Origin of the sequence: Limnobacter sp., assembly GCF_046297615.1 — a bacterium.
Lineage (GTDB): Bacteria > Pseudomonadota > Gammaproteobacteria > Burkholderiales > Burkholderiaceae_B > Limnobacter.
The window spans coordinates 638,165-664,454 of record NZ_JBKBHM010000001.1 but is presented as its reverse complement, the minus strand read 5'-3'; the positions used below and the strand labels follow the sequence as shown (position 1 = coordinate 664,454).

The window sequence follows — 26,290 nt, the reverse complement described above, 5'->3', positions numbered from 1 at the left end:
ACTATAACGTTCAGGTTAACGACGTAACGAGAGGCTGGGGCGTGAGTACACCAACAAGGAAAGGCATCATTCTTGCCGGTGGCAGCGGCACACGCCTTTACCCTGCCACATTGGCAGTGAGCAAACAACTGATGCCTGTGTATGACAAGCCCATGGTGTACTACCCCCTAGCCACACTGATGCTGGCTGGCATTCGCGACATTCTGTTGATTTCAACCCCACAGGACACTCCGCGCTTTGAACAATTGTTGGGAACTGGCGAAGCCTGGGGCCTCACCATTCAGTATGCAATTCAAGCCAAACCCGAAGGCCTGGCCCAAGCGTTTTTGATCGGTGAAGACTTTTTGGACGAGAGCCCGAGCGCCTTGATTTTGGGCGACAACCTGTTCTATGGGCACGACTTTGCCCGCAACCTGCGAACCGCCAGCGACCGCACCCACGGGGCGACTGTGTTCGCTTACCCGGTTCAAGACCCTGAACGGTATGGTGTCGTCGAGTTCGATACCCAAGGCCATGTGCTGTCTATCGAAGAGAAACCGGCAAACCCCCGCAGCCGCTACGCAGTCACCGGGCTTTACTTCTACGATCAACAGGTGGTGGACATAGCCAAAACAATTCGCCCCAGCCCCCGTGGTGAACTGGAAATTACCGACGTGAACAGACAGTACCTTGAGCAAGGGCAATTGGACGTGCAACTGATGGGCAGAGGGCATGCGTGGTTGGACACCGGCACACACGACAGCCTGATTGAAGCATCGCAATTCATTCAAACCCTGGAAAAACGACAAGGCCTAAAGGTGGCTTGCCCCGAGGAGATTGCGTGGCGCAATGGCTGGATTAATGATGAGCAATTGGCCGCACTGGCAGCGCCTCTGGCCAAAAGCGGTTACGGAAAATACATGAATAGTTTACTTGAGCATAAGGTTTTTTGATGAAGGCCATTCCCACCATGCTGAGCGGCATCGTGTTGCTGGAGCCCACCATTTTCACCGATGAGCGGGGCTATTTTTTCGAAAGTTTCAACGCCCAGCGATTCAGCGAGCTTACCGGTTATACCGGCTGCTTCGTGCAAGACAATGAAAGCCTTTCGCACAAAGGGGTACTGCGGGGCATGCACTATCAAGTTGCACCAAAAGCACAAGGTAAATTGGTGCGGGTGACCCAGGGCAGCATTTTTGATGTGGTGGTGGACATTCGCCCTGATTCGACCACATTCGGAAAATGGGAGGGGTTCAACCTGAGTGCGGAGAACCACCGCCAACTGTGGATTCCGCCTGGCTTTGCGCATGGCTTTTTGGCGCTGGAGGACAACACCCGCATGCAGTACAAGGTGACCGAGTACTGGAGCAAAGAGCATGAGCGCTGTTTGGCTTGGAATGACACCGGCCTACAAATCACATGGCCAATTGAAGGTAGGCCTACAGTGAGTGCCAAAGATCTGTCAGGTTTCAGCTTTAACTCAATCGGTGCCGAATAAGTCCCTTGTGTAAACCTTGTGCATAACATCGGCCAAATCATCGCTCGCCCTGTTACAGAGAATTACGTCTGAACGCTCTTTGAACAGATTCAAATCAGTAAACACTTGACTCCTGAAGAACTCACGGTCATTCAGCGCAGGCTCGTAGACAATCACTTCAACCCCTTTTGCCTTGATCCGCTTCATCACGCCTTGAACAGCAGAAGCTCGAAAGTTGTCACTACCGTGTTTCATCGTGAGCTTGTATATACCAACTGTACGCGGCCCCTTTGAGAGCACATCTTCGGCGATGTAGTCCTTTCGCGTAATGTTCGATTCCACAATTGCGCGAATCAAGTTTTGAGGAACGTCAGAATAGTTGGCCAACAACTGCTTGGTGTCCTTGGGTAAACAATAACCACCGTACCCAAAACTAGGGTTGTTGTATCCATTCCCAACTCGGGGGTCGAGACACACCCCATCAATGATTTGCCGGGTATCAAGGTTGTGGCTTAAAGCGTAAGTATCCAATTCATTAAAAAAGGCCACACGCATCGCCAGATAGGTGTTCGAGAACAGTTTGATCGCCTCTGCTTCATCGGCACCAGTGAAAAGAACAGAGACGTCCGGCCTCTTTGAGGCACTCCGCAAAAGCTCAGCGAATTGAGCTGCCTCAGGGGAGTGGCTGCCTATAACAATCCGACTTGGATAAAAATTGTCATGTAGCGCCCGGCCCTCCCTAAGAAACTCAGGGGAAAAAAATACACGCTCGGAACCAAGATCCGCCGCTAACCCTCGAGTAAAACCCACCGGGATAGTGGACTTGATTACAATGCTGATATTGGGATTTACCGACAAAGCCTGCCGCGCGACGGCCTCGACACTGGTAGTATCAAACCGATTGGTTAGAGGGTCATAGTTGGTGGGTGTGGCGATCACTGCGTAAGTTGAGCCGTTGTATGCCTCGGCCGAATCTAGCGATGCGCGCAAGTTAAGCGAACCGCTAGCCAGTTCCGCACTTAATTCAGTGTCTTTAATAGGGGAACGACCACTATTGATCATGTCAATTCGGTCGCGAACAACGTCCAACGCAACCACTTCATGATGACGCGCCAGCAAGACAGCCAACGACAAACCTACGTACCCAGTACCGACAATTGTGATTTTCATTTAGATTCCGCGAGATGCGCGAGACATGTTGAATAGTACAGATGCAGAGCCAACCCCTACAACGACAACGACAACACATAGAGCAAACTACAGCATGATAAAACGAATCCTTGTGACTGGAGGCGCGGGCTTCCTCGGATCGCACTTGTGCGAACGCCTTTTAACTGATGGCCATGAAGTAGTTTGTGTGGACAACTACTTCACCGGCAGCAAAAAAAATATTACACATTTGCTTCGGAACCCGTCCTTCGAATTGATCCGACACGACGTGACATTTCCGCTGTATATAGAGGTAGATGAGATTTACAACTTAGCCTGTCCAGCCAGCCCTGTGCATTACCAGTATGACCCTGTACAAACAACGAAAACCAGCGTACACGGTGCCATCAACATGCTGGGGTTAGCAAAGCGTGTTAAGGCCAAGATTCTCCAAGCCAGTACCAGCGAGGTCTATGGCGACCCTGAAGTGCATCCGCAACCCGAAAGCTACTGGGGACGCGTGAACCCGATTGGCATACGGAGTTGTTACGACGAAGGCAAACGTTGTGCCGAGACACTATTCTTTGACTATCATCGACAACATCACCTAGAGATTAAGGTTGCTAGGATTTTTAATACATATGGGCCACGAATGCACCCCAACGATGGGCGAGTTGTGAGCAATTTCATCGTGCAAGCCCTACAAGGAAAAGACATAACCATTTTCGGAGATGGACGCCAGACACGCAGCTTCTGTTACGTTGACGACTTAATTAATGGATTTGTTCGACTAATGAATACCGATCCAGAATTCATAGGCCCAGTAAATCTCGGCAATCCTTGTGAGTTTACAATGATCGAACTTGCCAACAAGATCATTGAGTTAACAGACTCTAAGAGTAAAGTCACGTTCAAAAATTTACCACAGGACGACCCCAAGCAAAGGAAGCCAAATATTGAACTAGCGAAAGAAAAGCTAGACTGGGAACCGACGGTGAAACTTGAGGACGGCCTACAGAAAACAATTGAGTATTTTAAAGGTGTGATATGAAGATTTTATCTAGGGCAATATTGATTTATTTCGCTGAGTTCTTCGGATTTTGTGGAGATGAGTAAACTAGAGTAGTTGTCATAACTTCCAGTATCCATGAGGCACCGCTCTTTCTCCAAAGCCAAATACAGCGGCAAAAAACTTAAGACTCAGCGTGATCGATTCCTTGCGGAGATCGAGCGCATTACCCTGTGGGAAGAGTTCATTGTCGAGCTTGAGCCGCACTATCCCAAGTCCACAAGCCTTGGGCGTCCGCCTCGCAGTATATACACGATGCTTCGAATGTATATAGCCCAGCAGTGCTTTGATCTTCCCGATGAAGGCATTGAGGATGCGATCCACGAGTGCATGGTCATACGCAATTGTGGAGGCATTGCTTTGAGCGCGAAAGAAACGCCCGATGCCACGAATTTGATGAAGTTTCGCTGCTTGCTTGAAGACAACCAGTTGACCAAACAAGTGTTTGCCACCATCGCCAACCTTCTGAACATGCAGGGTTCGATTTCCAAAGATGGCGCGGTGGTCGATGGCACCATTATCCTTGCTGCCTCTTTGAGCAAGGACAGGGATAAAGAGCGCGACCCTGAGATGCATCAGACCAAAAGGAGCAATGAGTGGCACTTTGGAATGAAAGCCCACATCAACGTGGACGCCCGCAATGGGGCAGTTCATACATTGCAAACAAAATCCGCCAACACGGCCAACATCACCAAAGGCCTTGGCCTGTTGCACGGGGAAGAGAAGCTAGAGTTTGCCGATACAAGTTACCACGGCATTGAAAAACCCACACAAGTAAACACCAACTCGAACGCAACATGGTGTGCGGGCATACGGCCGAGCAAGCGCAAGACCACAGGCAAGAAATGTGTAGACCAAGTCACCTGCTTACTGGAGCGGATGAAATTCTCAATAAGGGTCAGCTTAGAGCATCCGTTCCATTACATCAAAAACATTTTTGGTTTGAAGAAGATCCGATACATAGGTCTGGCAAAGAACACGGCCCAGCCGTACATGCTGTTTGCCATTGCCAATCTACTGATCACCAACAAAAGAAAATGCGCTCTTCATGCCCAAGGTGTAGCTTGTTGAGCCCAAAGTGTGTAAAAGCTTGACTCAAAAAGCAACAAAAATGAAAAAAACGGCTGTTTCTAGCTTAACTCCGCGAAACTATAGTCTGAAAGCTCATAAACAGAAAGCTGCACTTTTAACCACTGCGAATCATAAATTCTTCAACACATGCTTAGGCGCCGCAGAGAAGCTTAAGTGTATTTTAACAAGTTTGCGCACCCAATCACCCATCACCTCGGATGATCAAAATGTATGAAACAAAAAACCCAGTTCTACTAATTGTATTTAATAGACCCGAGTTCACCAAAATAGCCTTAGAGTCGATAAGAAATGTAAAACCCAAAAAGTTATACATTTCCTGCGATGGAAAAAGAAGCAGCCACAATGATGATGAAAACAAAATTGCTGAAGTCAAAAATATTCTTAATACAGTAGACTGGGACTGCGAAGTACATCAACGCTATTTATCAGAAAACAGAGGCTGCAAAGGAGCCGTATCATCAGCAATAGATTGGTTTTTCTCTCATGAAGAGCAAGGAATTATCTTAGAAGATGACACCATACCCAGCATTTCATTTTTTAAATTTTGCGATGAAATGCTTTCCGAGTACAAACACTGCGACTCTGTGCTATCAATTTCTGGAATGAACTTAACAGAAGTTTACTACCAACCAGATGACGACTACCTTTTCTCAAGAACAGTACACGTTTGGGGTTGGGCTAGTTGGAGAAGAGCATGGTCACTCTATGACGTCTCATTAAAGAATTGGAGAGAATGGCTCAACGCCAGTAAATTAAAACCGAAAGAAAAGATTTATTGGAAACAGGTATTCGAATGTACCGAACTCAACCTGATTCCAACATGGGATCATCAGTGGCAATTCGCCCACTTTAAAAATGACGGTCTTTCAATCGTTCCAAAAAAATCCCTTGTAGACAACATCGGATTTGGAATTAACTCAACGAACACCTCAGGATGCAAACCAGATTATATTAGCTTCAACCCAGATCATAAATATACATCAATTGAGAAACATCCACCAGCAATAGCTTTTGATCATAAATACCAAAATATAATCTACAAAAAAGTTTTAAAAATCGGATTTATATCGACCCTCCTTATTTATCTAAGAAGATTTCCAAAAATTTACTCAATAGCAAGGAGATTGAGAGATCAATTGAATAAATTTAAATGAAAAAACCTACTCTAAAGCACATCATTTCGGACGGATCTTGGCTTCTTATAGACAGAGGACTGAAAATCCTTGTCGCAATCTTCTTGAACGCCTGGATCGCTAGGGAAATTGGTCCTGCACAGTATGGCAAACTTGCATACGGTCTATCGTCCCTATTAATTCTTCAAACGATAGTAAGTTTTGGCTTTGACGGCCCCACAGTGCTAGAATTAAGTAGAAGGCCCGAAAGAAAAAATGAGGTTCTTAGTAATGTTTTTGTGACGCGATTTACCATTGCTCTTATTTTTGGCGTCATGTTGATTGCATACGCTCAATATGCAATAGACTCACACCCGGACGAAACAATAGCTATTATTGTTGCTATAAGCGTATTAATCTTTCCATTAGAGACAGTAGACCTTTGGTTTCAAGCTAACAACAAGAATAAAAATACGGTTATAAGCAAAAATGTTTCGGTGATGGCTCTAAGCATTGTAAAAATATACTTCATCTCAAATGAATGCTCACTTATAACTTTAGCCATACTGGTCTCTATTGAGTTCGCAACAGCATCCCTAGTACTCTACAGCGTCTATAAATTCACAGAGCGCGACACTAATTTTCAACCAAACATTAGAACAGCAATCCATCAAATAAAGGAGGCCCTACCTTACGCGATTAGCGGACTCGCAATAGCCGCCTATATGCGACTAGATCACTTTCTTATCATTAAATATCTTGACTCGACTCAGCTCGGCTATTATAGCGCATTAACACCAATAGTCACGGCATTTGGAACATTAGCAGTGGTCCTTAACACAATTATCTCCCCTCGCCTAGCTCGACTTAGCGTAAATTCAATTGAATACTGCAGGCGAATAACCATCATTTTTAGAGCATATCTTTTCATAGGACTAGCAAGCTCATTTACTATTTATATATCCTCCAGCTTTATCATTACGACGCTCTACGGAGACACGTATGCAACCTGTATTGAAATACTAAAAATCTATGCCCTTATCGCACTCCCAATGTTCCTTGGGTCAGCAAATCAAATGCTGATAGTCATGGAAAGAAATGGGGTATTAGCATTGATAAAGACTACTTTGGGTGCAACGACCTCTTTCTTGCTTGGAGTTATTTTAATTCCCAGATATGGACTGTCAGGAGCAGCGATTAGCGCGCTAATTTCACAGTTAATCGCCGCGATTCTAATCAATGCGGTAATAAATAAAAATGTTTTTTTAGCTCAGCTCGGATTCCAATACCGAATCAAAGGACAGCCCCCCAAGAAGGATATTTACCAGTAAAACTCCCGTGCTCAAAAACCGACGGAAATGCATGGAAGCAACTTACCTTGAAGCCTTCCTTTTCCGACCTTAGAAAAATGTTATTCATAAACCAGTCTATTGGCAACTCTCGCATAGCTGGACTCGAAAGAGCACGGCTCAAAAAATACTCGATAAGTTTATCGTTAACTGCATACACGCAAGCAGTATTCGTTATGGGACGTACCAGGTGAATCCAATCAGCGGGCAGCTTTTCATTATTTTTTAGCAAACCCCCACTCACCTTCTCCAAAGGAAAGCCACCCGCCAAGTCAACGTATAACGCGTCCTGAAAGTCGATAATCTTACTACTCAAAACCCTAACGAGGTTAATCAAAGAACTCCTATCAATTATTGCATCATCCTCAAAAATGATTGCCAAACTACATTTTTCTTCTAAAGCCCTGCTCCAGCAACGAATATGTTTATCCGTCACAAAACCTTCAATACAAGCTCTTTTTCTTAAACTTGACCCGCTTTTTGATAAACCTAAAGATTTAAAAAGCGTAGGAACAAACGACAGAATTATTCGAAGCTTAGACCTGCGGTCACTCAAATATCCACTCCAAGACACTTGCAGAGCAATATATCGCACCGTTCTACAAAAAAATCGCCATCTCGATAATGGTGCCACCTCCGGTTGCCAACCATACTGACCATAAACCATCTCCGAACTCAGGCCGCCAACCAATTCATCAAAATCTTGACGGCTCTTGTCGAAAGAGTCTCTGTCTTTATTATAATTATGCACCAAGAATAATCCAATTTTTTTATTTTTCATAGCTTAAATAATCAATTAGTATAATTACAAATAATTGCTGTAATATCGAACTTAAATCACAGACACCTTTTCTGAAAACAATATGAATCCTAAATCGCTTACCAGACTTACGTTGCGCAAAAAACAGAGCATAGCAGCGACCACGGATTTATTCCTTGGACTGCTATCCACCTGGATAGCCTACTGCATTAGAATTGATTCCATACACACGCCATCTGGAATTGAATGGCTCCCTTATATTTTTGGTCCAATTTTAGCCTTGCCCATCTTTATTCGTTTCGGACTGTATCGCGCCATTTTTAGGTACACAGATTTGTCCACACTGTTTAATATAGCAAAGGCGGGAATCTGCTATTCATTTATCTACACAACTCTTTTGGTTTTATTTCACATCGAGCCAATCCCGCGCTCACTGGGTGTACTCCAGGCGCTAGTTTTGATAGCCTTTATTGTTCTTTCCCGTACATTTGCGCGTTTCTGGCTTCGCTCTGCTGAGTTGGATCCACGCCTGCGCCTATTGCGTCGGCGTTTGCTGATTGTGGGTGCCGGCGATGAAGCCATACGCCTGTCCGAAGCCCTGAAAGCGTCGCCGGAGTACCTGCAACTGGGCTTTGTGGACGATGACCCACAACTGGTAGGCCGTAACATGCTGGGTCACCGGGTATTTTCCAGTGCGCAGTTGCGGGACGTGATTGTGAATTACGAGGTGTCGGACCTAGTGATTGCACTGGGAGCAGGCTCGGAGGGCAAACGAAAACAAATTATTGAGCAGTGCCAGGGCTTGCCGGTACACATCCAAACAGCAGGTCTAACTCTGGGCGACCAGCATGCCTCCATTCGCGAACTGGACATTGATGACCTGCTGGGCCGCGGACATGTGCCACCCAACGTGGAATTGTTGAACCGCAAAAACCACGGCAAGGTGGTGGTGGTGACCGGTGCGGGCGGCAGCATTGGCTCGGAATTGTGTCGGCAGGTGCTGGCCACCCGCCCCAACCGCTTGGTGCTGCTGGAAAACAACGAGTTTGCCTTGTACAGCATTCACCACGAGCTGGAACAGCGGGTGAACAGCTTTTACCAAGGGGTCGAACTGTCGCCAATTTTGGGCGATGTGCGGGATGCCAAACGGCTGCGAGAGGTGTTTGCTGCTGTGCGGCCACACACGGTGTACCATGCGGCGGCCTACAAGCATGTGCCCTTGGTGGAGTTGAACCCGTTTGAGGGCGTACGCAACAATTTTTTGGGTACACGCATTACCGCACAAGTGGCCGCCGAAACGGGCGTGGCTGACTTTGTGCTCATCAGCACCGACAAAGCCGTGCGCCCCACCAACATCATGGGGGCCAGCAAACGACTGGCTGAATTGGCCTTGCAGGCGCTTGCGGCCAAACCCCATGTAACGACTCGGTTTTGCATGGTGCGGTTTGGAAATGTGCTGGGCTCCAGTGGCTCTGTGGTGCCCCTGTTCCGGCAGCAAATTGCCAAGCTGGGGCCGGTCACCATTACCCATCCGGAAGTAACACGCTATTTCATGACCATTCCGGAAGCGGCTCAGCTTGTAATTCAGGCTGGGGCCATGGCCCAAGGCGGTGAAGTATTTGTGCTACACATGGGCGAGCCTATTCGCATTGTGGACTTGGCCATTCGAATGATTAAACTGGCGGGCTACACCCCAAAGACGGATGCGCAGCCCGAGGGCGACATTGAAATCAAGGTGACCGGCCTGCGCCCGGGCGAAAAGCTGTACGAGGAATTGTTGATCGGACACAACCCCCAGCCCACGGACCATCCGAAAATCATGAAAGCCCACGAGGCCCACCTGACAGACGAGGCTGTTGAACAAGAGGTGACCACGTTACAGCACATCATGGAGAGCCGTGATGTGCCCGCATTGAAACAGTTGCTGCTGCGCTTGGTGGATGGGTATCAGCCCGAGGCAGACACCCACAATGCCCTACTTCAAAATGGCCAAAAAAGTTCGGAGAATAATGCGGATGTCGAGCATTAAACTTTGTTGCTCAACATACTGTACACAGTACTTCAGTTTGGCCGGCATCACCTCATGAATGTAGGTGTGTTCCGGGTTGCTGCTTTTGCCCAGAAGTTCACTTTCACTGCGGTACTCAATCGAAGCTAGATCGGTGATACCAGGGCGAACAGACAGCACTGTTTGTTTAATGTCGGCAGGGTAAAGTGCTACATACTTGGGCACCTCTGGCCTTGGGCCGACAATGCTCATGCTGCCCAACAATACGTCCAGCAATTGCGGCAATTCATCGAGCTTGTAATGGCGAAGAAACCCGCCAATGCGGGTAATTCGACTGTCGTTTCCGATGGTGATTTGCGGACCCAAACTGGGTGCCTGCACAGTCATGGTTCGAAACTTGTGAATACGAAACGGCACGCCACCACGCCCGATCCGTTCCTGGCGGAAAAAGACCGGGCCCGGCGAATCGCACTTGATGAGCACCGCAATAACAACCAGCACGGGCGACAACACGACCAAACCAGCCAAACTGGCGGCGATGTCAAACAGGCGCTTAAGCATCGGCAAACACCACGCGCATTGCTGCGATTACTCGCTCGACATCCGCATCCGTCATTTTGGAATACAAGGGTATGGACAGCATGCGCTCATAGGCTTTTTGGCTGACTGGGAAATCGCTGGCTTGGAGCGAATAACGGTCGCGCCAATAGGGCTGCAAATGCAGAGGGATATAGTGCACGCTGCAGCCAATACCCTCAGCATACAAAGCCTCGACCACCTCGTCGCGGGTTTTGGAGGTGTAGTCTGAAAGGCGCACTACATAAAGGTGCCAGGCATGCAGACCATTGGGGCCCGCATGTTCTGGCAATACCAGCGGCAGGTCAGCCAATGCCTCGGAGTATCGATTGGCAATGGCCTCGCGCCGTTCCTGAAACTGACTGGACTTTTTGAGCTGGTGAATACCAATGGCGGAGGCAATATCGGTCAGGTTGTATTTAAAACCTGGTGCCACCACTTCGTAATACCAGCTCGGCGTTTTAGCGGTAAAGCGATCAAATACATCCCGATTGATGCCGTGCAAGCGCATGGTTTTTGCACGGGCAATCAGCTCTGGATGGCGGGACACCACCATGCCGCCTTCGCCGGTGGTCATGGTTTTGTTAGCATAAAAGCTGAACACCGCGGCATCACTTTGGAATTTCCCAACGGCCACACCGTTGTGCATGGTGGGAAACGCATGGGCTGCGTCTTCCACCACTTTGAGATTGAACTCTTGAGCGAATGCCAACAGCGCAGGCATGTCAACTGCCAAGCCCGCGTAGTGTACAGGCATGATGGCCTTGGTGCGCGGAGTAATGGCTTTGCGCGCTGCTTGCAGATCGATGTTGAGACTGCCGGGTAAAACATCGACCAAGACCACATCAGCGCCCATGTACCGCACCACTTCGGCTGTGGCCGTAAAGGTATGCGTGGGTACGATCACCTCATCGCCTGGTCCAACACCCAACGCCTCTAGGGCGAGATGTAAACCCGCTGTGGCAGAGTTCACAGCAATGGCCTGCACCGGCGGTAACTCTGGGTTCATCGTATTGAGAACGGCTTCAAAGTCTTGCTCAAACTGACGTGTTTTGGGCCCTGTGGTTAACCAACCAGACCGCAGGCAGGTGGCCACCTCCTGAATTTCTTCTTCGCCGATTTCAGGCAAGGCAAAGGGCAAAAAGGGCAAAGCACTCATGGCTGGATTCGAAGTAAGTATCGATTAAGTATACGGTTAGGTGGCCGTTTGCAGGTACCCGCCAACTGGAAGCCGCACTCCAGATAAAAAGCATTGGCTTTGGTGTTGTTACTTTGATCGGTGGTGAGATACACCGCCGGACAACCTTGCCGTACGGACCATGCCACAAAAGCAGCCACCAACTGGCGCCCCAAACCTTGCCGGTGGGCCTGCGGATGCACCCCCAGGCTGCTAAGCAGGGCCGCATTCGGAAGGTCGGGGAGGCTTTCTCCACGGTAAAACAGGGCAGACCACAATTTGATACCCACCAGCGAAGGTCTTCGGAGCAGCGGCCACACGGCAGCCAAACCAAAACGAAACCACTGCTTGACGAGCAACTGCGTGAAAAAACCCTGCGGTTGCGATGTGCCAGCCACAAACCCCACAACATGCCCCTGCCCATTAACCGCTACATGAACCATGCCCTGCCTGGATTGCATGAAACCGTGGTACAGCAAGCGCAAAAATGGTCGCCCCATCAATGTGAGGAAAAATCCCGGGAAGGCTTGAATGTGCACATCTACAATGGCAGGAACGTCTTCGGGATTGGCAGTACGAATGGTGATCATGACAATGTTTGCCGGAACAGGTTTTCGTACTGGGTGCAAACAGCGCTCCGGGTGTAGCGGCTTTCCAGGTGGACACGGCCTTTCTGGCCCATTGTTTGCGCAGCAACCGGGTCATTCAGCAGCGCTTGTACAGCGTCGGCCAAAGCGGTTGCATCACCTGCTGGAACAACCCACCCACAACCAGCGCTGTTCACCAGGTGGGCTGTTTCGCTACCGGCATCCACACTGGCCAGCACCGGTTTGCCAGCCGCCATGTAACCCAATACTTTGCTGGGCACTGAATAGGTGCCCTTGCCAGGCAACAAACTGACCAACGACAGGGTGGCGCAGTTTTGCACCGCGTTGAGTTGTTGGCGTGGCTGAAAGGGTAAAAAATGGATGTGGCTCATGCCGTGAGCCTGATCTCTCAGACCCGACAAGACAGGACCTTCACCCACAAACAACCACTGGATGTTGGGTAACTGCCGGGCAGCTTCGATCACGACCTGAGCACCGGACACATGGCCGATGGTGCCCGCATACAGCACCACAGGTTTTGCGGGGTCAAGGCCTTGTGCGGTTAAAAACACCGCACCGGCTGCTGGGTCGGGATGAACTTCATCCACATCAATCCAGTTGGGGATAACCGCCACAGGCCGAATAGCCCCTTGACCACGTACATGCTGCTTGAAACCCTCGCAAATGACAGCCAGCGCGTCTGCACGGGCATAAGCCTTGCGCTCCATCCATCTGAGCAGTGCAATCAGTGCTGTATTGCGAATGAGGCCGAGGTCGACCATGACATCGGGGTGAAGGTCTTGAACATTGAACACCACCTTGAACCCGCGCAGCTTAGCGACCAACAACAGCATGACGCCCACGGGCAAAGGCTGCAATACTGCAAACACCAGATCAGGTTTTGGGCAGGTCAGCAGATACAGGAATGACCGAAGGACAAATGACAGAAAATTGAGCGCCCGGGTGATCAAGCTGCGCCGCTCGGACGTGAACAACCACAAACGCGTGATCGTGATGTTGTTGAGCTTCTCAACCAATCGCCACTTCTTAACATAGGGCGACTGAACCCGCCCAGTGGGATGGTTGGGAAAGCCAGTCACTACCTCAAGATGGAACCCTTGCCCGGCGAGATGCTCCGCCAACTCCTTAAGCATGTAGCCGATGGGGGCATGCTCGGGTGGAAACCATTGGGACAGGATAAGCACCCGCTTGTGATCAGCAGTTAACATATGGCTTACCTGCAGGCACCGATCGACCGATATGTATCCAAGGTGGCCTCAGCGCAACGGGTCCATGTGAATTGCGCGGCTTGAAGCTTTCCAAGTTCAACCATATCGAGACGTTGGCTGGGCGATTGAACTTGCTCTATCGCCTTGCGCAGCGAATCGGCAGATACCTCGTTGAGCAGAATTCCTGCTTTTCCAGCCACTTCAGGAATTGACGACACGTTACTGGCAATCACTGGGCAGCCCGATGCCATGGCCTCCACCACCGGGATACCAAAACCTTCGTACAAGGAAGGAAAAACAAAACAGACGGCCGAACGATACAACTGGCGGAGCACTTGCTCATCCGCCCATGGCAGATGATGATAGCGTCCGTGTAATCGCTGTTCGCAAACCTGCATTTCTTGATCGGTGAATGCGCCACCACCGACACAGACCAAGTGAAGGTGTGAGTCCGCCAGCGCATGAACTACCGGCATAAAGTTTTTGTAAGTTGACCTAGCCCCTACGAACAAGATAAATCCGTCTGACAGCGCCGCTCGATTGACTGGTAAGTCGACTGCAGTAGCACAGAGGTCAAAAAAGACTGGATTGGCCGCCAAATGAGTCACTTTAACCTTGGCGGGATTGACATCAGGAAGATAGGCCAACAAGTCGCGCCGAGTGCTATTGGAAATACACAGAACTACATCCGCAGCCCGAACGGCACGAAACTTTTGCCATGAATGCACAATCTTTTGCTTATACGAAAAATACCGCTCGTAGGTGAAGTCATACACCGTGACTACTGACTTTGTGTGACGCTGCTTGGGAAGCCTGTAATACGAGGAGTGAAATAAACTATCATCAATCTCAACATCTCGATAACGTTCCAGCCATCTGGGCGGGTAGTACGAATAATGCGACTGCAATCCCACCGCAGGTTTGCCAATCAGGTTTTTATTGGGCAACAAGAGTTTGAATGGTTCGTGCCTAGCTGCAACCTCAGACATCAAGGCGTTGAAATATACAGAAATGCCCCCATAACGCTGTAGCGAAAAAACAATTCCATCAAACGCGATCATGGCCTACTTCCACCTGCTGGAGGGAAGTCTCCAAGTTGAGCCTGAACCATACGCTCCACGATTTCCTCGATCTGAATAGTGGATTGCCAACCCAAGTGGATTTTGGCTTTACTCGGGTCAGCCCTGCCCTCGGTCAGATCGGAGGGTCTGAACAGCCCAGGATCAGAATCCACCCACTCGTGCCAATCAAGTCCAACCGCCCTGAATGCCAACTCGATAAAGTACTTTAGAGATACGGTTCGTCCTGTAGCGATGACATAGTCATCCTGCTGTGACTGCTGCAACATTAGCCACATTGCTTGAACGTAGTCTGGGGCCCATCCCCAATCTCTTGAAATATCGATATTGCCGAGCTTTAAGCGACCCTGCTTTGTTTCTGAAATCATGACCGCACCTGCCACAATTTTTTGCGTCACAAAGCGAGCAGGACGCAAAGGACTTTCATGGTTGAACAAGATACCGGTGCAAGCATTTAAACCGTAAGCCTCTCGATAGTTGGCAACTTGCCAATGTGCAGCAGCCTTGGCAGTGGCATATGGGCTGCGCGGGCGAAAAGGGGTGTTCTCATTGGCTGGTGCCCCATTGGTGTCCCCAAATACCTCGCTAGACCCTGCACTATAAAAACGGATAGGGCGGTCGGTAAAACGAATCGCTTCCAGCAAATTCAATGTACCCACAGAGATACTTTCTAAAGTCTCTACGGGCTGTTCAAACGACAAACCAACTGAGGTCTGACCTGCGAGGTTGTACACCTCATCGGGTTGAACGCGTAGCAATAATTGATAGACACTCCGAAAATCCGAAATGGACACGGATGCCATTTCCACTTGCGATTCAATAGACAGGGTATGCAGATTCTTCAGATTGGCCACTTGAGCATCGCGAGAGGCGCCAACGACCCGATAACCTTTGGACAACAGGTAATGGGCGAGATAGGCACCGTCCTGTCCGGTGACGCCCAGTATCAAGGCCGTTTTGGTATTCAAGTTTTCGATTCCTTGTTCAAATCAGCAAATGCCATCAACCCAATCGCATACAAGAAAAATACGCCTTCTGCAAAATCGTAATGGAATGAATTCAAACCGTTGAGCACTAGGTAAGCCACCAATATGCACAGCAAGGTGGTTTTGTGTGGGCTGCCTGCTCGGGCTACGTTGAATGCAAACACCGCATACAACAACAAGGCCATAAGGCCGCCCTGAACAGCAAACAATAGGTACTGATTGTGGGGGTTATCGAACACCCACAGCCCAACACGCTGAGCACATGGTTCAATGGCGGGGCCAAACCCACCCATGCCGTGACCGAACCACGGCGCAGCCTGTATAGCCTCTAAGGAACACATCCAGAAATTGAGCCGACGGCCATTGCTGGTATCGACCGACACAGCTTGGCCGTTCATGAATTGCTGGGCTTCAAGAATGGCAGAACCGATTCGAGCATGAACAAACGGAACCCATTCGTACAAAGCCCATGACAGAGCAGCCAACACGAGGACTGTGCCCAGCACGCCTTTGAAACCAGTTCGACGTGCAGCCAATACCAACGGAATACAGGCCATAGCTACCCAGCCCGAACGCCCTTCCACCATAAACAGGAAGTTATAGAAGCAAACAGCACATAAAGCGAGAAACGATACTCTGACTCCGACCGGCCACAGCCCCCAAGATCGCTCAATACGCCATACAGCGTAGGCCGCTGCCATGACAATGAAGAAATTGTGAGTGAGATACATCTTGAAATAAGTGGAACCTTCGCCAGGCAACCAACCCAGCTGCAATGCGATACTAGCTGCCACACTGACTGCAACACCCAGTGAGAAGGCGTCAAAAACAGCGATACGGTCTTCATCACGAGAAGCCATAAGAGCAATGAATGGCAATAAAGCAAAACGCGCATACTTGCTGATGTAGCCTTGAGCCTCCTCCCAAGTGCTTTCCGGCCATGCTATGGTCAACAACAAGTAGGCCAACAACGCAAAGGCGGATAGGCTTATGGGATGAAGTAAAGCATACTTGAGGCGCTGAAGCACCTCGCTTTGCAGTAGCAATGTGATTAATGCGGCCACAAGAAAAAGATTTACCGGTGCAGGCTTGATGGGCAGGAAAAATGCTGAAAGAGCCAGGTAAAGTGCCGGATTTTTAAACTGGGACAGACTCACACCCACCCCCACTTCTGCCAGTGCATTTTCAAAAACGCATAGGTCACGGGCGCAGTAATCAACCCGGGCAGGCCAAAGGCTACTTCGCCCAGAATGATGGCGATGAGCATTTCAGGCACGCTGGCCTGCACATTGCGGCCGATGATGTAGCCGTTGACGAAGTATTCCAGTTTGTGGATCACAAACAGGTAGATGACCGACCCCAAGGCGACAAAGACACCAAACCGGATGGTAAGCACCAGAATGAGCGTGTTGGCCATGATGTTGCCCGCAGCGGGAATCAGGCTGGCAATGGCCGTGAACATCAGCAGCAGTTCGCGAAACGGCAGCACCACGTCGAAGGACGGCAGAATGCCGTAGATGAACACCGCGGTACATAAGGTGTTCCAGATACTGACGTACACCTGCGCGCCCATCAGCAGGGTGAAGCAGCGCACGTATCGCTCCATCACCTCCATCCAGGTACGGGCCAGGGGCTTGCCTTCGGGTGCAGCGGTCATCAGCGCTGCGGACACGCCGAGAATGAGGGCGAACACCAACTGCAAAAAGATGAAAAAACTGGCGCCGCCGAAGTTGCGGGCGTAGCCCATAATGTCGCCCGTGGCGTGGCGCAACATCTCGAAAAACTCCTGAGAGTTGCCTGGGATTTTGTCCCGAATTTCGGGTGGCAGGCTACCCGCCACGGTGTTGATGCTGCGTATGGCCTCCTCAATCAATTGGGGGCCCTGGGTGCTGACGCTTTCAAACACGAACCGCAAGGCTGCCCCGAAACCCAACACAAGAAGCGTGACCCCCAGCACCACCACCATGGTGGTGAGCAGGGTGGGCAGAAATGCCAAGGCCCAGCGCAAGGCCACCTTGTCACGTTGCACCGGGGGGTCGCCAAACAGGCGCTGGAAAGACCGGCGCGCAAAGCGGGTCATGGAAAAAATGGCCAAGCCCGCAATAAGCCCCACCCCGATCTTGGAGATCATGATGAATGCCCAAAGGGCAATGATGGCCGCCACGCAGGCGTATTCCCAGCGCAAGGCCAGGGCAGTGTTGGGTTTGTTCATGCAGACATATGACGGACCGGACCCGTGTGTGACCGTGCAATTGAGGAAAGATTCTATCCCACTTGCCTGTCCGTCACCGCCCCAAGGCCTTGGGGCGTGGGCTTTTAACGACGCAGGCCCCTGCCTGCTGCTTTAGGCTGGTGCCACAGCAGCATCAGCAAAGCCATTAAACACAGGCCCGGCAAACCGAATGCACCGCCCCCACCGCCACCCCCAGCACTGGTGGATGCGGAACCGCTGCTGCCGCCGGTTTCGCTGGGGGTAACCACCGAGCCGCCCCCAGCGGAGCTGCCGCTTGCGGAAAAGGTGCGCTCATCAGCGCCAGCCGACACCACCCGCACCTCACTGGCATGTGTTTGGTTGGTTTGGGTGTCGGTCACCGTGAGCCGGTACTGCGCCACATTGCCCGCAAGGCCAGACTGCACGGTGAGCACAGGGGAGGTGACCGATTGCAGCACGGTGGGGTTGCCTTGTGTTTGATCCCATCGGTAGGTCAGGCCGCTGCTCACCCGGGCTGCATTGGATGACAAGCTGGCGTCAATCACAACACCGCCGCTGGAGGTGGCAAGCACAGACTGCGGGACATTGGCCACGGGCCGATCCTTGACGGCAGACTCGATAGCCGCGACGGGGTCGATCAAACCCCGGCCACAACTGGAACTGGTGCAATTGGACCGGGAAAAGCCGCCCAGCAAGCCAAACCGGAAGTCAGCACCCGCAGGGTAAGGCCTGACTGTGGCCACTAAGGTATCCAAAGCCTGTTGGGCCGTAAAATCGGGCCGCGCAGCCATGACAAGCGACAATGCCCCGGCCACCAGGGGCGCTGAAAAGCTGGTGCCCTGGAACAACAGGGTATTGTGGCCTGTTGCGCTGGGTTGTCCACGGTTGGCACCCGAAGCCACCCCGCTGTTGTTGGCCCCCACATAACGGGCTTGGGCATCGCCCGGTGCGGTCAAGGTGACCACACCCAAGGCTGTGCCCTTGGCCGAATAGGCAGCCAAACGGCCATCACTGGAAGCAGCCCCCACAGCCACCGCACCGGGGCAGTTGGCCGGGAACTGAATTGGGCCACCATTGTTGTTGCCTGCCGACACCACCACCAACACGCCTTGGGCGCGTAACTGGGCGATAGCCACGCCCACCGCATCACGCGCGCAGGCACCGGCAAAAGGGCTGTCCCCCGCGAAACTGAAATTCAGAATACGGGCTGGGTTGGGGTTGGCGGGCACACCAGCGACCGAGCGCCCAGTGCCTGCCGCCCAATACATGGCGTCGGCAATGTCCGATGAGAAGGCAATGCCGCAGCGCCCGGACACCCTCACTGGCAGCACTCGCGCATTCCAGTCCATGCCAGTCAGAAAATTGCCATTGTTGCTTTGCGCGGCCAGCACAGAGGCCACAGCGGTGCCGTGGAATGAGCTTGTGGTGCTGGTGTCCGGGCAACGAAAGCCTGCAGGCGGTGCGTCACCCGGGTCAGAGGCATCGGCATCGCGCCCATCGCCATCATTGGACCCGCTGGTGCTGAAAGTACCTGTTTCGCGGGTGCCCGTCATGGGGGTTACCTGAGACACAAAGTCGTAACCCGGCAAAAGCCGCCCCTTCAACTCCGGGTGCTGGTACAACGCCCCAGAATCCAGCACAGCCACGGTGACTGATGCGCTGCCACGGGTAGTTAGCCATGCCCGACGCATGTTGAGGGCTGCGTAGGCGCCTTGGTCCAGATAGGCTGCTTGCGCGGACTGATACAAGGGGTCGTTGGGCGCCGGCACGGCAGCACGCCTCAGCGACAGGTCGGGGCTGGCGAAGACGACGCCCGGGATATTCCCCAGCACGGCGGCAACGTCCTGAACCTGCTGCAGGTTACCCAGCAGAGGCAATCGACCCAACTCCACCAAGGTGCTGCCCGGCTGCAACATGGGGCGCACCACTTTCACCGGCACCCCCAAGCGCAGGTTTAAAGCGGTCAACACCCGCTCGATCGGCAACTCCCCTGTGTTCACAATCCACCGCAGGGGCATGGTTTGGGTGGGCTGGGGCACCACGGCCGGCTCAGCCGCATGGGCAGCGGGGCCCGCCGTGAAAGACAGCAAAGAAGCAGAAGCAAGGCACACGCCGACGATTCGGCAAAGGCCAGAAAACAAGGCTGGGGGCACGGCTGACTCCGGTTTGGGTTCCCTAGTTTTACCCGCACAAAGACGGGCTGGATTCAACCCCCCTTGAGGTGCGCGCGCGGGCATGGCACACTCAACTTTCAGGGTTAGCAGCAGGAGGAACCCGCATGGAAGACAGGGAAACCAGCTTCCGGGCCCGCGTGTGGAAAATCTGGTTGGTGATGATCGTGCTGGGCTTGGGTTTTGCAGCAACGCACAAGGCCATGGCCGCCGAAGAACAGGACCGCTCCGCCAGCCAGGCAGTGATTGAAGCCCAACTGAAGGCCTTCCAGAACGATGACGCGCCCAGTGCCTTCAAATTGGCCAGCCCCTCGGTGCAACGTCTGTTCCGGGACCCCAACACCTTTGTCACCATGGTCAAACGTGACTACTCGGTCGTGTATCGGCCCTCTTCAGTCCAGTTTGTGAAATTCCAGAGCCAGGGGCCACGGGTGATCCACGCGGTGCAGATGGTCGACCAGAACATGGTGCTGTGGAACGTGTACTATCTGCTTGAGAAGTTTCCCAAAGGCGAATGGCGAATTTCGAGTTGTGACATTGAAAAAGCCGCCATCGACCTCATCTGATACGTATGGAATCACTGACTGACACCCCCCAATGCACAATCCACCTGAGCGACGCAGCCCAGGAACGCATTCTGGATTTGCGCGACAACATGCACAAACCTGCCATGATTCGGCTGTATGTGCAGGGTGGCGGCTGCTCGGGGTTTGAGTACAAGATTGATTTGGCCAAAGAACTGGCCGACGATGACATTCGGGTGGACGTGAACCCCTACATTCAACTGTTTGTGGACCCGTTCAGCGCCCCGTACCTGGAAGGCACCACCATTGACTACGAAAGCCACACGATGGGTTCTCGTTTCGTGTTTCACAACCCGCAGGCCAAAACAACCTGTGGGTGTGGGTCCAGCTTCTCGGTCGAATAATCGGGGCTTGGCTGGGCCTGCGGTTTAGAACATTCGCCGCATGCGCTGGGCAGACAGCTCGGGAAAGTACCGCTGAAGGTGCGATTCATCCCGTGTGTCGTTCGACGTGTACACCATCATGTCGAGGGCATTGAACACGGCAAACAGCCGGTTCACGCTGATGGAGCCCGGCCGTTTCTCCAGGGCTGACACTGTGCGCTGGTCAATGCCCAGCCGTTCACCCAGATCGCGCTGGGTCAAACCCAGTTCACGGCGCCTTGCGCGCAGCAACTGACTCAAATCTCCCACCGTGGTTTTCCGGACTGCCATGCGATTCCCTGCTCTTGTCACGTGTCTGTGGACGGATGATGGGAAAAGTGTTGCAGCAAACCCAAACCCCTACAACGAGGGGCTTGGCTCTGCAGACCGGATTCGGGTTTTTACTAGGCCCCCACTCCCTCAGAGTGACTTCACGGCAGCCACGCCGGTGCGCAGGTGGTCCAGCACACTGGCCTTCACTTCATTGCCCTGCGCAGACACCAGCCGGTAATCCGCCGGGTTGAAACGGGCCATGCGAACCCGGTATTCGGCATTCAGGCCCGGGTAGAGGGTGTTGTTTCGCCCGTTGGGGCTAAGGTACCAACTGGAACAGCCGGACTTCCACACGGTGTGGCCACTGCGGAAGTCCATGGTTTTCACGAATTCAGCCTCCACCGCGGGTTTGACCTCAATGGCCTTCAAGCCACGGCGGTTGCGCAACTGCACCGCTTGAATGACATAGTCGATCTGCGACTCGGCATAAGCAATGACTGAGGTGTGGCCCGGGCCTGTGAACGGACCCACCAGGAAATACAGGTTGGGGAAACCGGTGGTGGCCACACCTTGATAGGCCTCGGAGCCATCTTTCCACTTCGCATTCAATGACGCGCCACCCACGCCTTTGGCGTCAATAGGCGAGCCTGTGTGGCGCACTTCGTAGCCGGTGGCATAGATGATCACGTCCAGTTCGTGTTCGGTGCCGTCGGTGAGGCGAATGCCTTTTTCGGTGATGCAGTCAATGCCGGTGGTTTCAAGGTGCACATTGGGCTTTTGCACCGTGGTGTACCAGTCGGAACTGACCAGCACTCGCTTGCAGCCGAACTTGATGGTGGGGGTCAGCTTCTTGCGAAGATCAGGGTCTTTCACCTTTTTGCGCAGGTAGCTGAGGGCCAGTTTTTCTGGCTGCTGCTTGAAGAAGTCGTACTTCAGGATGAGGAACGGCGCGGTCAGCTCGTTGTACCAGTACACCCCAAGGCGGTCACGCTTCATGGCCAGCTTGCTTTGGCGGAACGTGGCCTTTTCGGTTTCTGGAATCTCGCGGTCTGGGCGGGGCATGATCCAGTTGGCAGTGCGCTGGAACACCACCAGGTTCTTGACCTGGTCGGCAATTGCGGGGCCTACCTGAATGGCGGTTGCACCCGTGCCGATCAGGCCCACCCGCTTGCCTTCCAGGCTCACCGAATGATCCCAGGCTGCAGTGTGTACCACCTTGCCCTTGAAGGCCGACGCGCCTTTGAACTCGGCCATTTTCGGGGCTGAGAACGGACCCACCGCAGTGACCACATTTTTGGCCAGCACGCTGTCGCCGGTGCTCAGGTTCACGGTCCACAGGCCTGTGGACTCGTCGTAACGCGCGCCAGTCACCGCTGTGTTGAATTGAATGTGCGGGTAGATGCCGTACTTGGAGGCGCAATGGCGGGTGTATTTGTAGATTTCGCCTTGCTTGGCGTATACATGGCTCCATTCCGGCCAAGGCTCGAAGGAGTAGGAGTACAGGGCCGACTTCACGTCGCAGCCGCAACCCGGGTAGGTGTTGTCACGCCAGGTGCCGCCCACGTCCTGCCCTTTGTCAATGACGCGGAAGTTATCGATACCGCTCTGCTTGAGGCGAATGGCCATGCCCAGGCCGGACACACCCGCGCCCACCACCAGCACATCCAACACACCCTCGAAAGTCTCTGCCTTGCCCATGAATTGCTCCAGACCACATTGCTTGAAAGTGGGCCTATTCTAGGGCGCAGCCGCGCACCAGCGAGAGTGTTCAGCGGGACAAGTTAGGAGTCATTTTGGGCCATGCGTGACCAACCATGCCATAATGAATCTTCCTGAAACCGCCGCTCACGCCATGCCCAACCTCGAGGACTGGACCCACGCCCTTCGCCAACTGGAGCACCACACGGTGGCTCAGGCCTATCCGCTGGTCTTTGCCAACTACGCCATCACTCGCGGCTTTAGCGAGGCCCAGGTGCTGGCGCACACGGGCTTGACCCTGCAGCAGCTTCAGGAGCCCTCAGCACGGATACCCGCCGCCCAACACGGGGTGATTGTGATGAACCTGCTGAACCTGTTTCAAAGCGAGCACATTGCGATTGACATTGGGCTACAAAGCAGCCTGACCAAGGCCGGCATGATTGGCTTTGGCCTGATGAGCTGCGCCACGCTGCGTGAGGCCATCAATTTGGGCATCCGTTTCCTGCCCACCAAAGTGCCTTTTTACGCGATTGACACCAGCGAGGATGAACACGGGCTGGTGTGCCACATTGCCGAGGCATTTCCACTGGCCCCGGTGCGCAAATTTGCCATCGAGAATTTCATGGTTGAGGTTTGGCGGCTGTTTGAATCGCTGTTCAACCCCATGGGGCAAAGGGACGAGCGCAGCGGCATTGAGTTGTGGTTTGACTGGCCGGAGCCCACTTACTACGCCGCGTATGCCAGCAGCCTGCCGGTGTGCCGCTTTAATGCCCCAAGCAACCAGATTCGTACACCAGCCCGCTGGCTGGACATGCGCCTGCCCACGGCCAATGAGGCCACAGCGCGTTGGGTGGTGGAGCAGTGCGAACAGGAAATGCAGGGCTTGGGGTACAGCGGGGACTGGCTGGCGCGGGTTAAAAACCTGATGCTGTGCCGGGATGGGCATTACCCCTCTGTGGACGACATGGCGCAGCACCTGCACATGAGCCCACGCACGTTCAAGCGTCGGCTGGCCCTGCACCACACGAATTACACGGCGCTGCTGGGTGAGATCATTCAACGCGACGCGGGTATGCTGCTGGAAAGCACACGTTTGAGCATTGACGAAATTGCCCAGCGCTTGGGTTATCAGGACAGGGCCAATTTCACGCGTGCATTCAAAAAATTAACCGGACGCACACCCACCGAACACCGTCAGTGGATGGGCAAGCTCAAGCCGTGAGGAATTGGCCCACCAGGGCTTGGGCGTCGCGGTCATGCGGCACCGACACATGGTCCGACCCTTTGACCGTGGCCACCAGGGGTTTGACCGGGAAATGTTTCATCAAGCCCAACGAGGAGCTGTGGGGCACCACGGTGTCCTTTTCAGCCAGCAAAATGAGCGTTGCACAACGCACCTGCACGGCATGGGCGGCGGAGTTGAACTTGCTGCGCAACAACAACGACACCGGTGCCAAGGGCACTTTGCGGCGCGCCACACTGACTAGGTTGTCGTAAGGGGTGAACAGGGCCAGCTTGTGCACGGGCACTGAACTGGCCAGTTGCATGGCCACACCGGTGCCCAGGCTTCGGCCAATCAGGCTGAGGCGCGAGGGGTCGCACCAGGGCTGGGTTTTCACCCAAGCGTGAATGGCCTTGGCGTCAGAGACCATGACTTGCTCGTTGGGCACGCCGCCCGAGCGCCCATACCCCCGGTAATTGAAGAACACCAAGGGCAGTTGCCCAAACCCGGAGGCCTCCTCGCACAACCAACGCACGTCCTCGCTTCGGCCACCAAAGTAAATGGCGCAGGGGCCCGGCGTTGGTTGAACATCGCGGCCAGCCGGCTGCACCACCCAGCCTTCCAGCACCACACCTGGGGCCACGGGCAATTCCACGGGGGTGATGTTGGGGTGGTCTGCATGCTCCACCACGTGCTTGCGCACGGCGGGTGAAAACACATGCCGGGTCTGGTTGAAAAACAGGTAGCCCCAATAGGCGGCCAAGCCAACAGACGCAGAAAGGGCGACCTTGGGCATGGCTTTGGCGGGGACGGAGGCGTGGAACTTCATACTGCTGGGTGCTCGCAAAACAAAGACTGGTTCAATTGTGACCATGGCATGAACGGTCATAGAGTCAATTCAGTGTACGCAACCGGCCAATTTTCCGTGGATTGAATTGCGCACAAAACAACAAAAGGCGCCGCTATTGGAATGATTTGCCCAGATGACATGTCAAAAGCCCCGAGCCGCTCAGGATTTGCAACAATAGTGGGTTGACATGTCGCCCTTCTGCGTTTTTGCCTAGCCCATGACCCACCTGCTTCGCTTCCTCCTTGTGTGCGCTTCGGCCGTGTTGGCCTTGGGCTGCACCCGGCAAGCCGAAGAGCCTTCCAAACCCAACGCCCCGGGCGCCGCAGCGAAAGTTGAGGCGAACAGGGACATGGAGGATGTTTTGGTGGTTTTGCTGGACAAAGGCAACCCCTTGCTGATTGATTTAACGACGCTGCAGGTCACCCGCCCTCTCGCCCTGCCGGGTGGGGCGGTAGCGATGAGCCTGGACAGAGACGCTGACCGACTGTGGTTTCTGACCCGAGGCACTGGCGAGCTGGTGTCGTTCGACACGCGGGATGATGAACCCGACGAGCACCTGGCCATTGGGCGCGGGGGTGACAGCCTTGCCGTGGATGGCCGCAAGGCCTTTCTCACCTTCACCCATCAGGGAATCAAACACGTTGAATTGATTGACCTGGATGATCTGCAAGAACGCCAACAATGGCTGGCCGGGCCAGCGCTGAATGTGGTTCTGGCCCCGCGATCAAAAGCCTTGGTGGCTACGCAGCCCCGCGATCATCAGATTCTGGTGATGGACCAACAAACCGGGCAAGTGGAAAAGCTACTGGACACACGGGAGCGGGGGTTAAAGCCCACCACGTTGGCAGTGTCCAATGATGGCAAACAAGTGGCTGTGGCCTTGGCTTACGGCAACACAGTGCTGATACTGGACGAGAATTTGAATGTGCAGAACCAGATTCCGACCGGTGAAGTGCCTGATCAATTGTCTTTCAGCGAGGACGATGAGTGGCTGGCGGTGGTGCTTAAACGCAGCCATGCCGTACAGATTCTGGACACCGACACCGATGCCGTGGTGAAGGAGTGGGCCCTGCCCCGGGATTGCCAAACGCCGGTTTTCGGGCCGCGTGACAAAAAACTCATCCTGCTGTGCGGCCAAACCCTTCAGGTGTTTGACACGACGACCGGGGAACACACCGGAAGCCTTTCCCTACCCGCCAGCCCCAAAGCCGCCTATGCACTGCGCAGGCCCGTGGTACAAGCCATTGCGGCCACGCCTGCCCAATAAACCGCAAAGCCTTCAAAACCCC

25 protein-coding genes are annotated in these 26,290 nt (G+C 53.1%); 11 read left to right on the top strand and 14 right to left on the bottom strand.

Going from position 1 to position 26,290, the window contains the following annotated elements; translation table 11 throughout:
- Positions 1-41 precede the first annotated feature (41 nt).
- Both rfbA and rfbC read left to right on the top strand, forming a co-directional pair.
- Positions 42-932 carry a glucose-1-phosphate thymidylyltransferase RfbA gene (rfbA, locus tag ACK4FF_RS03055; protein WP_409704464.1) on the top strand — a complete coding sequence of 297 codons (891 nt, stop codon included), beginning with the start codon at positions 42-44 and terminating at the stop codon, positions 930-932.
- The gene (gene rfbC, locus ACK4FF_RS03050; RefSeq protein WP_409704462.1) at positions 932-1,477 is read left to right on the top strand and encodes a dTDP-4-dehydrorhamnose 3,5-epimerase; all 546 of its coding nucleotides are present in this window, start codon (positions 932-934) and stop codon (positions 1,475-1,477) included. Before rfbA ends, rfbC begins: the two co-directional genes overlap by 1 nt.
- Here rfbC and ACK4FF_RS03045 read toward each other — a convergent pair.
- Positions 1,460-2,626 (bottom strand): nucleotide sugar dehydrogenase, encoded by a 1,167-nt coding sequence (locus ACK4FF_RS03045; protein ID WP_409704460.1) that lies wholly within the window; start codon positions 2,624-2,626, stop codon positions 1,460-1,462. The genes rfbC and ACK4FF_RS03045 overlap by 18 nt on opposite strands.
- A gap of 94 nt (positions 2,627-2,720) precedes the next feature.
- Here ACK4FF_RS03045 and ACK4FF_RS03040 point away from each other — a divergent pair, with 94 nt between their 5' ends.
- The 4 genes from ACK4FF_RS03040 to ACK4FF_RS03025 all read left to right on the top strand — a co-directional run bounded on the left by ACK4FF_RS03040 (position 2,721) and on the right by ACK4FF_RS03025 (position 7,209).
- The gene (locus ACK4FF_RS03040) at positions 2,721-3,656 is read left to right on the top strand and encodes a UDP-glucuronic acid decarboxylase family protein (protein ID WP_409704458.1); all 936 of its coding nucleotides are present in this window, start codon (positions 2,721-2,723) and stop codon (positions 3,654-3,656) included.
- Positions 3,657-3,752: 96 nt separating this feature from the next.
- On the top strand, positions 3,753-4,745 hold the full coding sequence (locus tag ACK4FF_RS03035; RefSeq protein WP_409704456.1) for an IS5 family transposase: 993 nt from the start codon (positions 3,753-3,755) through the stop codon (positions 4,743-4,745).
- A 227-nt stretch (positions 4,746-4,972) separates the two neighbouring features.
- The gene (locus tag ACK4FF_RS03030; protein ID WP_409704454.1) at positions 4,973-5,920 is read left to right on the top strand and encodes a glycosyltransferase family 2 protein; all 948 of its coding nucleotides are present in this window, start codon (positions 4,973-4,975) and stop codon (positions 5,918-5,920) included.
- Positions 5,917-7,209: a flippase gene (locus ACK4FF_RS03025; protein ID WP_409704452.1), complete on the top strand. Its 1,293-nt coding sequence runs from the start codon at positions 5,917-5,919 to the stop codon at positions 7,207-7,209. Before ACK4FF_RS03030 ends, ACK4FF_RS03025 begins: the two co-directional genes overlap by 4 nt.
- Here ACK4FF_RS03025 and ACK4FF_RS03020 read toward each other — a convergent pair.
- Entirely contained in the window at positions 7,172-8,008 is an 837-nt protein-coding gene (locus ACK4FF_RS03020) for a hypothetical protein (RefSeq protein ID WP_409704450.1), read from the bottom strand. The two genes, ACK4FF_RS03025 and ACK4FF_RS03020, sit on opposite strands and share 38 nt — an antisense overlap.
- Before the next feature lie 496 nt (positions 8,009-8,504).
- Between ACK4FF_RS03020 and ACK4FF_RS03015 the strand changes: the two genes are divergently transcribed.
- Positions 8,505-10,016, top strand: a complete 1,512-nt coding sequence (locus tag ACK4FF_RS03015; RefSeq protein ID WP_409704448.1) for a polysaccharide biosynthesis protein — start codon at positions 8,505-8,507, stop codon at positions 10,014-10,016.
- Here the strand turns inward: ACK4FF_RS03015 and ACK4FF_RS03010 are convergent.
- From ACK4FF_RS03010 to ACK4FF_RS02970, 9 genes are all read right to left on the bottom strand, one after another.
- Positions 9,963-10,556, bottom strand: coding sequence for a sugar transferase (locus ACK4FF_RS03010; RefSeq protein WP_409704446.1), 594 nt, complete (start codon positions 10,554-10,556; stop codon positions 9,963-9,965). The two genes, ACK4FF_RS03015 and ACK4FF_RS03010, sit on opposite strands and share 54 nt — an antisense overlap.
- Entirely contained in the window at positions 10,549-11,730 is a 1,182-nt protein-coding gene (locus ACK4FF_RS03005; RefSeq protein WP_409704444.1) for a DegT/DnrJ/EryC1/StrS family aminotransferase, read from the bottom strand. Before ACK4FF_RS03005 ends, ACK4FF_RS03010 begins: the two co-directional genes overlap by 8 nt.
- Positions 11,727-12,338, bottom strand: a complete 612-nt coding sequence (locus ACK4FF_RS03000) for an N-acetyltransferase family protein (protein WP_409704442.1) — start codon at positions 12,336-12,338, stop codon at positions 11,727-11,729. The genes ACK4FF_RS03005 and ACK4FF_RS03000 overlap by 4 nt, the downstream gene beginning before the upstream one ends.
- Positions 12,335-13,564 (bottom strand): glycosyltransferase family 4 protein, encoded by a 1,230-nt coding sequence (locus tag ACK4FF_RS02995; protein ID WP_409704440.1) that lies wholly within the window; start codon positions 13,562-13,564, stop codon positions 12,335-12,337. Before ACK4FF_RS02995 ends, ACK4FF_RS03000 begins: the two co-directional genes overlap by 4 nt.
- 5 nt (positions 13,565-13,569) lie before the next feature.
- Positions 13,570-14,625 (bottom strand): glycosyltransferase family 4 protein, encoded by a 1,056-nt coding sequence (locus ACK4FF_RS02990; RefSeq protein WP_409704438.1) that lies wholly within the window; start codon positions 14,623-14,625, stop codon positions 13,570-13,572.
- Complete coding sequence (locus tag ACK4FF_RS02985; protein WP_409704436.1) at positions 14,622-15,611, bottom strand: GDP-mannose 4,6-dehydratase; 990 nt, start codon at positions 15,609-15,611, stop codon at positions 14,622-14,624. Before ACK4FF_RS02985 ends, ACK4FF_RS02990 begins: the two co-directional genes overlap by 4 nt.
- Positions 15,608-16,786, bottom strand: coding sequence for an O-antigen ligase family protein (locus tag ACK4FF_RS02980; RefSeq protein WP_409704434.1), 1,179 nt, complete (start codon positions 16,784-16,786; stop codon positions 15,608-15,610). Before ACK4FF_RS02980 ends, ACK4FF_RS02985 begins: the two co-directional genes overlap by 4 nt.
- The gene (locus ACK4FF_RS02975; RefSeq protein WP_409704432.1) at positions 16,783-17,841 is read right to left on the bottom strand and encodes an AI-2E family transporter; all 1,059 of its coding nucleotides are present in this window, start codon (positions 17,839-17,841) and stop codon (positions 16,783-16,785) included. The genes ACK4FF_RS02980 and ACK4FF_RS02975 overlap by 4 nt, the downstream gene beginning before the upstream one ends.
- A gap of 104 nt (positions 17,842-17,945) precedes the next feature.
- A complete protein-coding gene (locus ACK4FF_RS02970) occupies positions 17,946-19,994 on the bottom strand; it encodes a S8 family serine peptidase (RefSeq protein ID WP_409704430.1) in 2,049 nt (682 codons plus the stop codon).
- A gap of 125 nt (positions 19,995-20,119) precedes the next feature.
- Between ACK4FF_RS02970 and ACK4FF_RS02965 the strand changes: the two genes are divergently transcribed.
- Complete coding sequence (locus tag ACK4FF_RS02965) at positions 20,120-20,578, top strand: DUF4864 domain-containing protein (protein ID WP_409704428.1); 459 nt, start codon at positions 20,120-20,122, stop codon at positions 20,576-20,578.
- A 5-nt stretch (positions 20,579-20,583) separates the two neighbouring features.
- On the top strand, positions 20,584-20,940 hold the full coding sequence (erpA, locus tag ACK4FF_RS02960) for an iron-sulfur cluster insertion protein ErpA (RefSeq protein ID WP_409704426.1): 357 nt from the start codon (positions 20,584-20,586) through the stop codon (positions 20,938-20,940).
- Positions 20,941-20,964: 24 nt separating this feature from the next.
- Here the strand turns inward: erpA and ACK4FF_RS02955 are convergent, their stop codons facing one another.
- Together ACK4FF_RS02955 and ACK4FF_RS02950 are read right to left on the bottom strand one after the other, a co-directional pair.
- Positions 20,965-21,249 (bottom strand): helix-turn-helix domain-containing protein, encoded by a 285-nt coding sequence (locus ACK4FF_RS02955; protein ID WP_409704424.1) that lies wholly within the window; start codon positions 21,247-21,249, stop codon positions 20,965-20,967.
- 129 nt (positions 21,250-21,378) lie between these two features.
- Positions 21,379-22,929, bottom strand: coding sequence for a flavin-containing monooxygenase (locus tag ACK4FF_RS02950; RefSeq protein WP_409704422.1), 1,551 nt, complete (start codon positions 22,927-22,929; stop codon positions 21,379-21,381).
- 154 nt (positions 22,930-23,083) lie between these two features.
- On the opposite strand from ACK4FF_RS02950, the gene ACK4FF_RS02945 reads away from it, so the two are divergent.
- Positions 23,084-24,151, top strand: coding sequence for an AraC family transcriptional regulator ligand-binding domain-containing protein (locus tag ACK4FF_RS02945; RefSeq protein ID WP_409704845.1), 1,068 nt, complete (start codon positions 23,084-23,086; stop codon positions 24,149-24,151).
- On the opposite strand, the gene ACK4FF_RS02940 is transcribed toward ACK4FF_RS02945, so the two are convergent.
- On the bottom strand, positions 24,141-24,980 hold the full coding sequence (locus tag ACK4FF_RS02940) for an alpha/beta hydrolase (protein ID WP_409704420.1): 840 nt from the start codon (positions 24,978-24,980) through the stop codon (positions 24,141-24,143). The two genes, ACK4FF_RS02945 and ACK4FF_RS02940, sit on opposite strands and share 11 nt — an antisense overlap.
- A 238-nt stretch (positions 24,981-25,218) precedes the next feature.
- Here ACK4FF_RS02940 and ACK4FF_RS02935 point away from each other — a divergent pair, with 238 nt between their 5' ends.
- Positions 25,219-26,268, top strand: a complete 1,050-nt coding sequence (locus ACK4FF_RS02935) for a YncE family protein (protein ID WP_409704418.1) — start codon at positions 25,219-25,221, stop codon at positions 26,266-26,268.
- Positions 26,269-26,290: the final 22 nt, after the last annotated feature.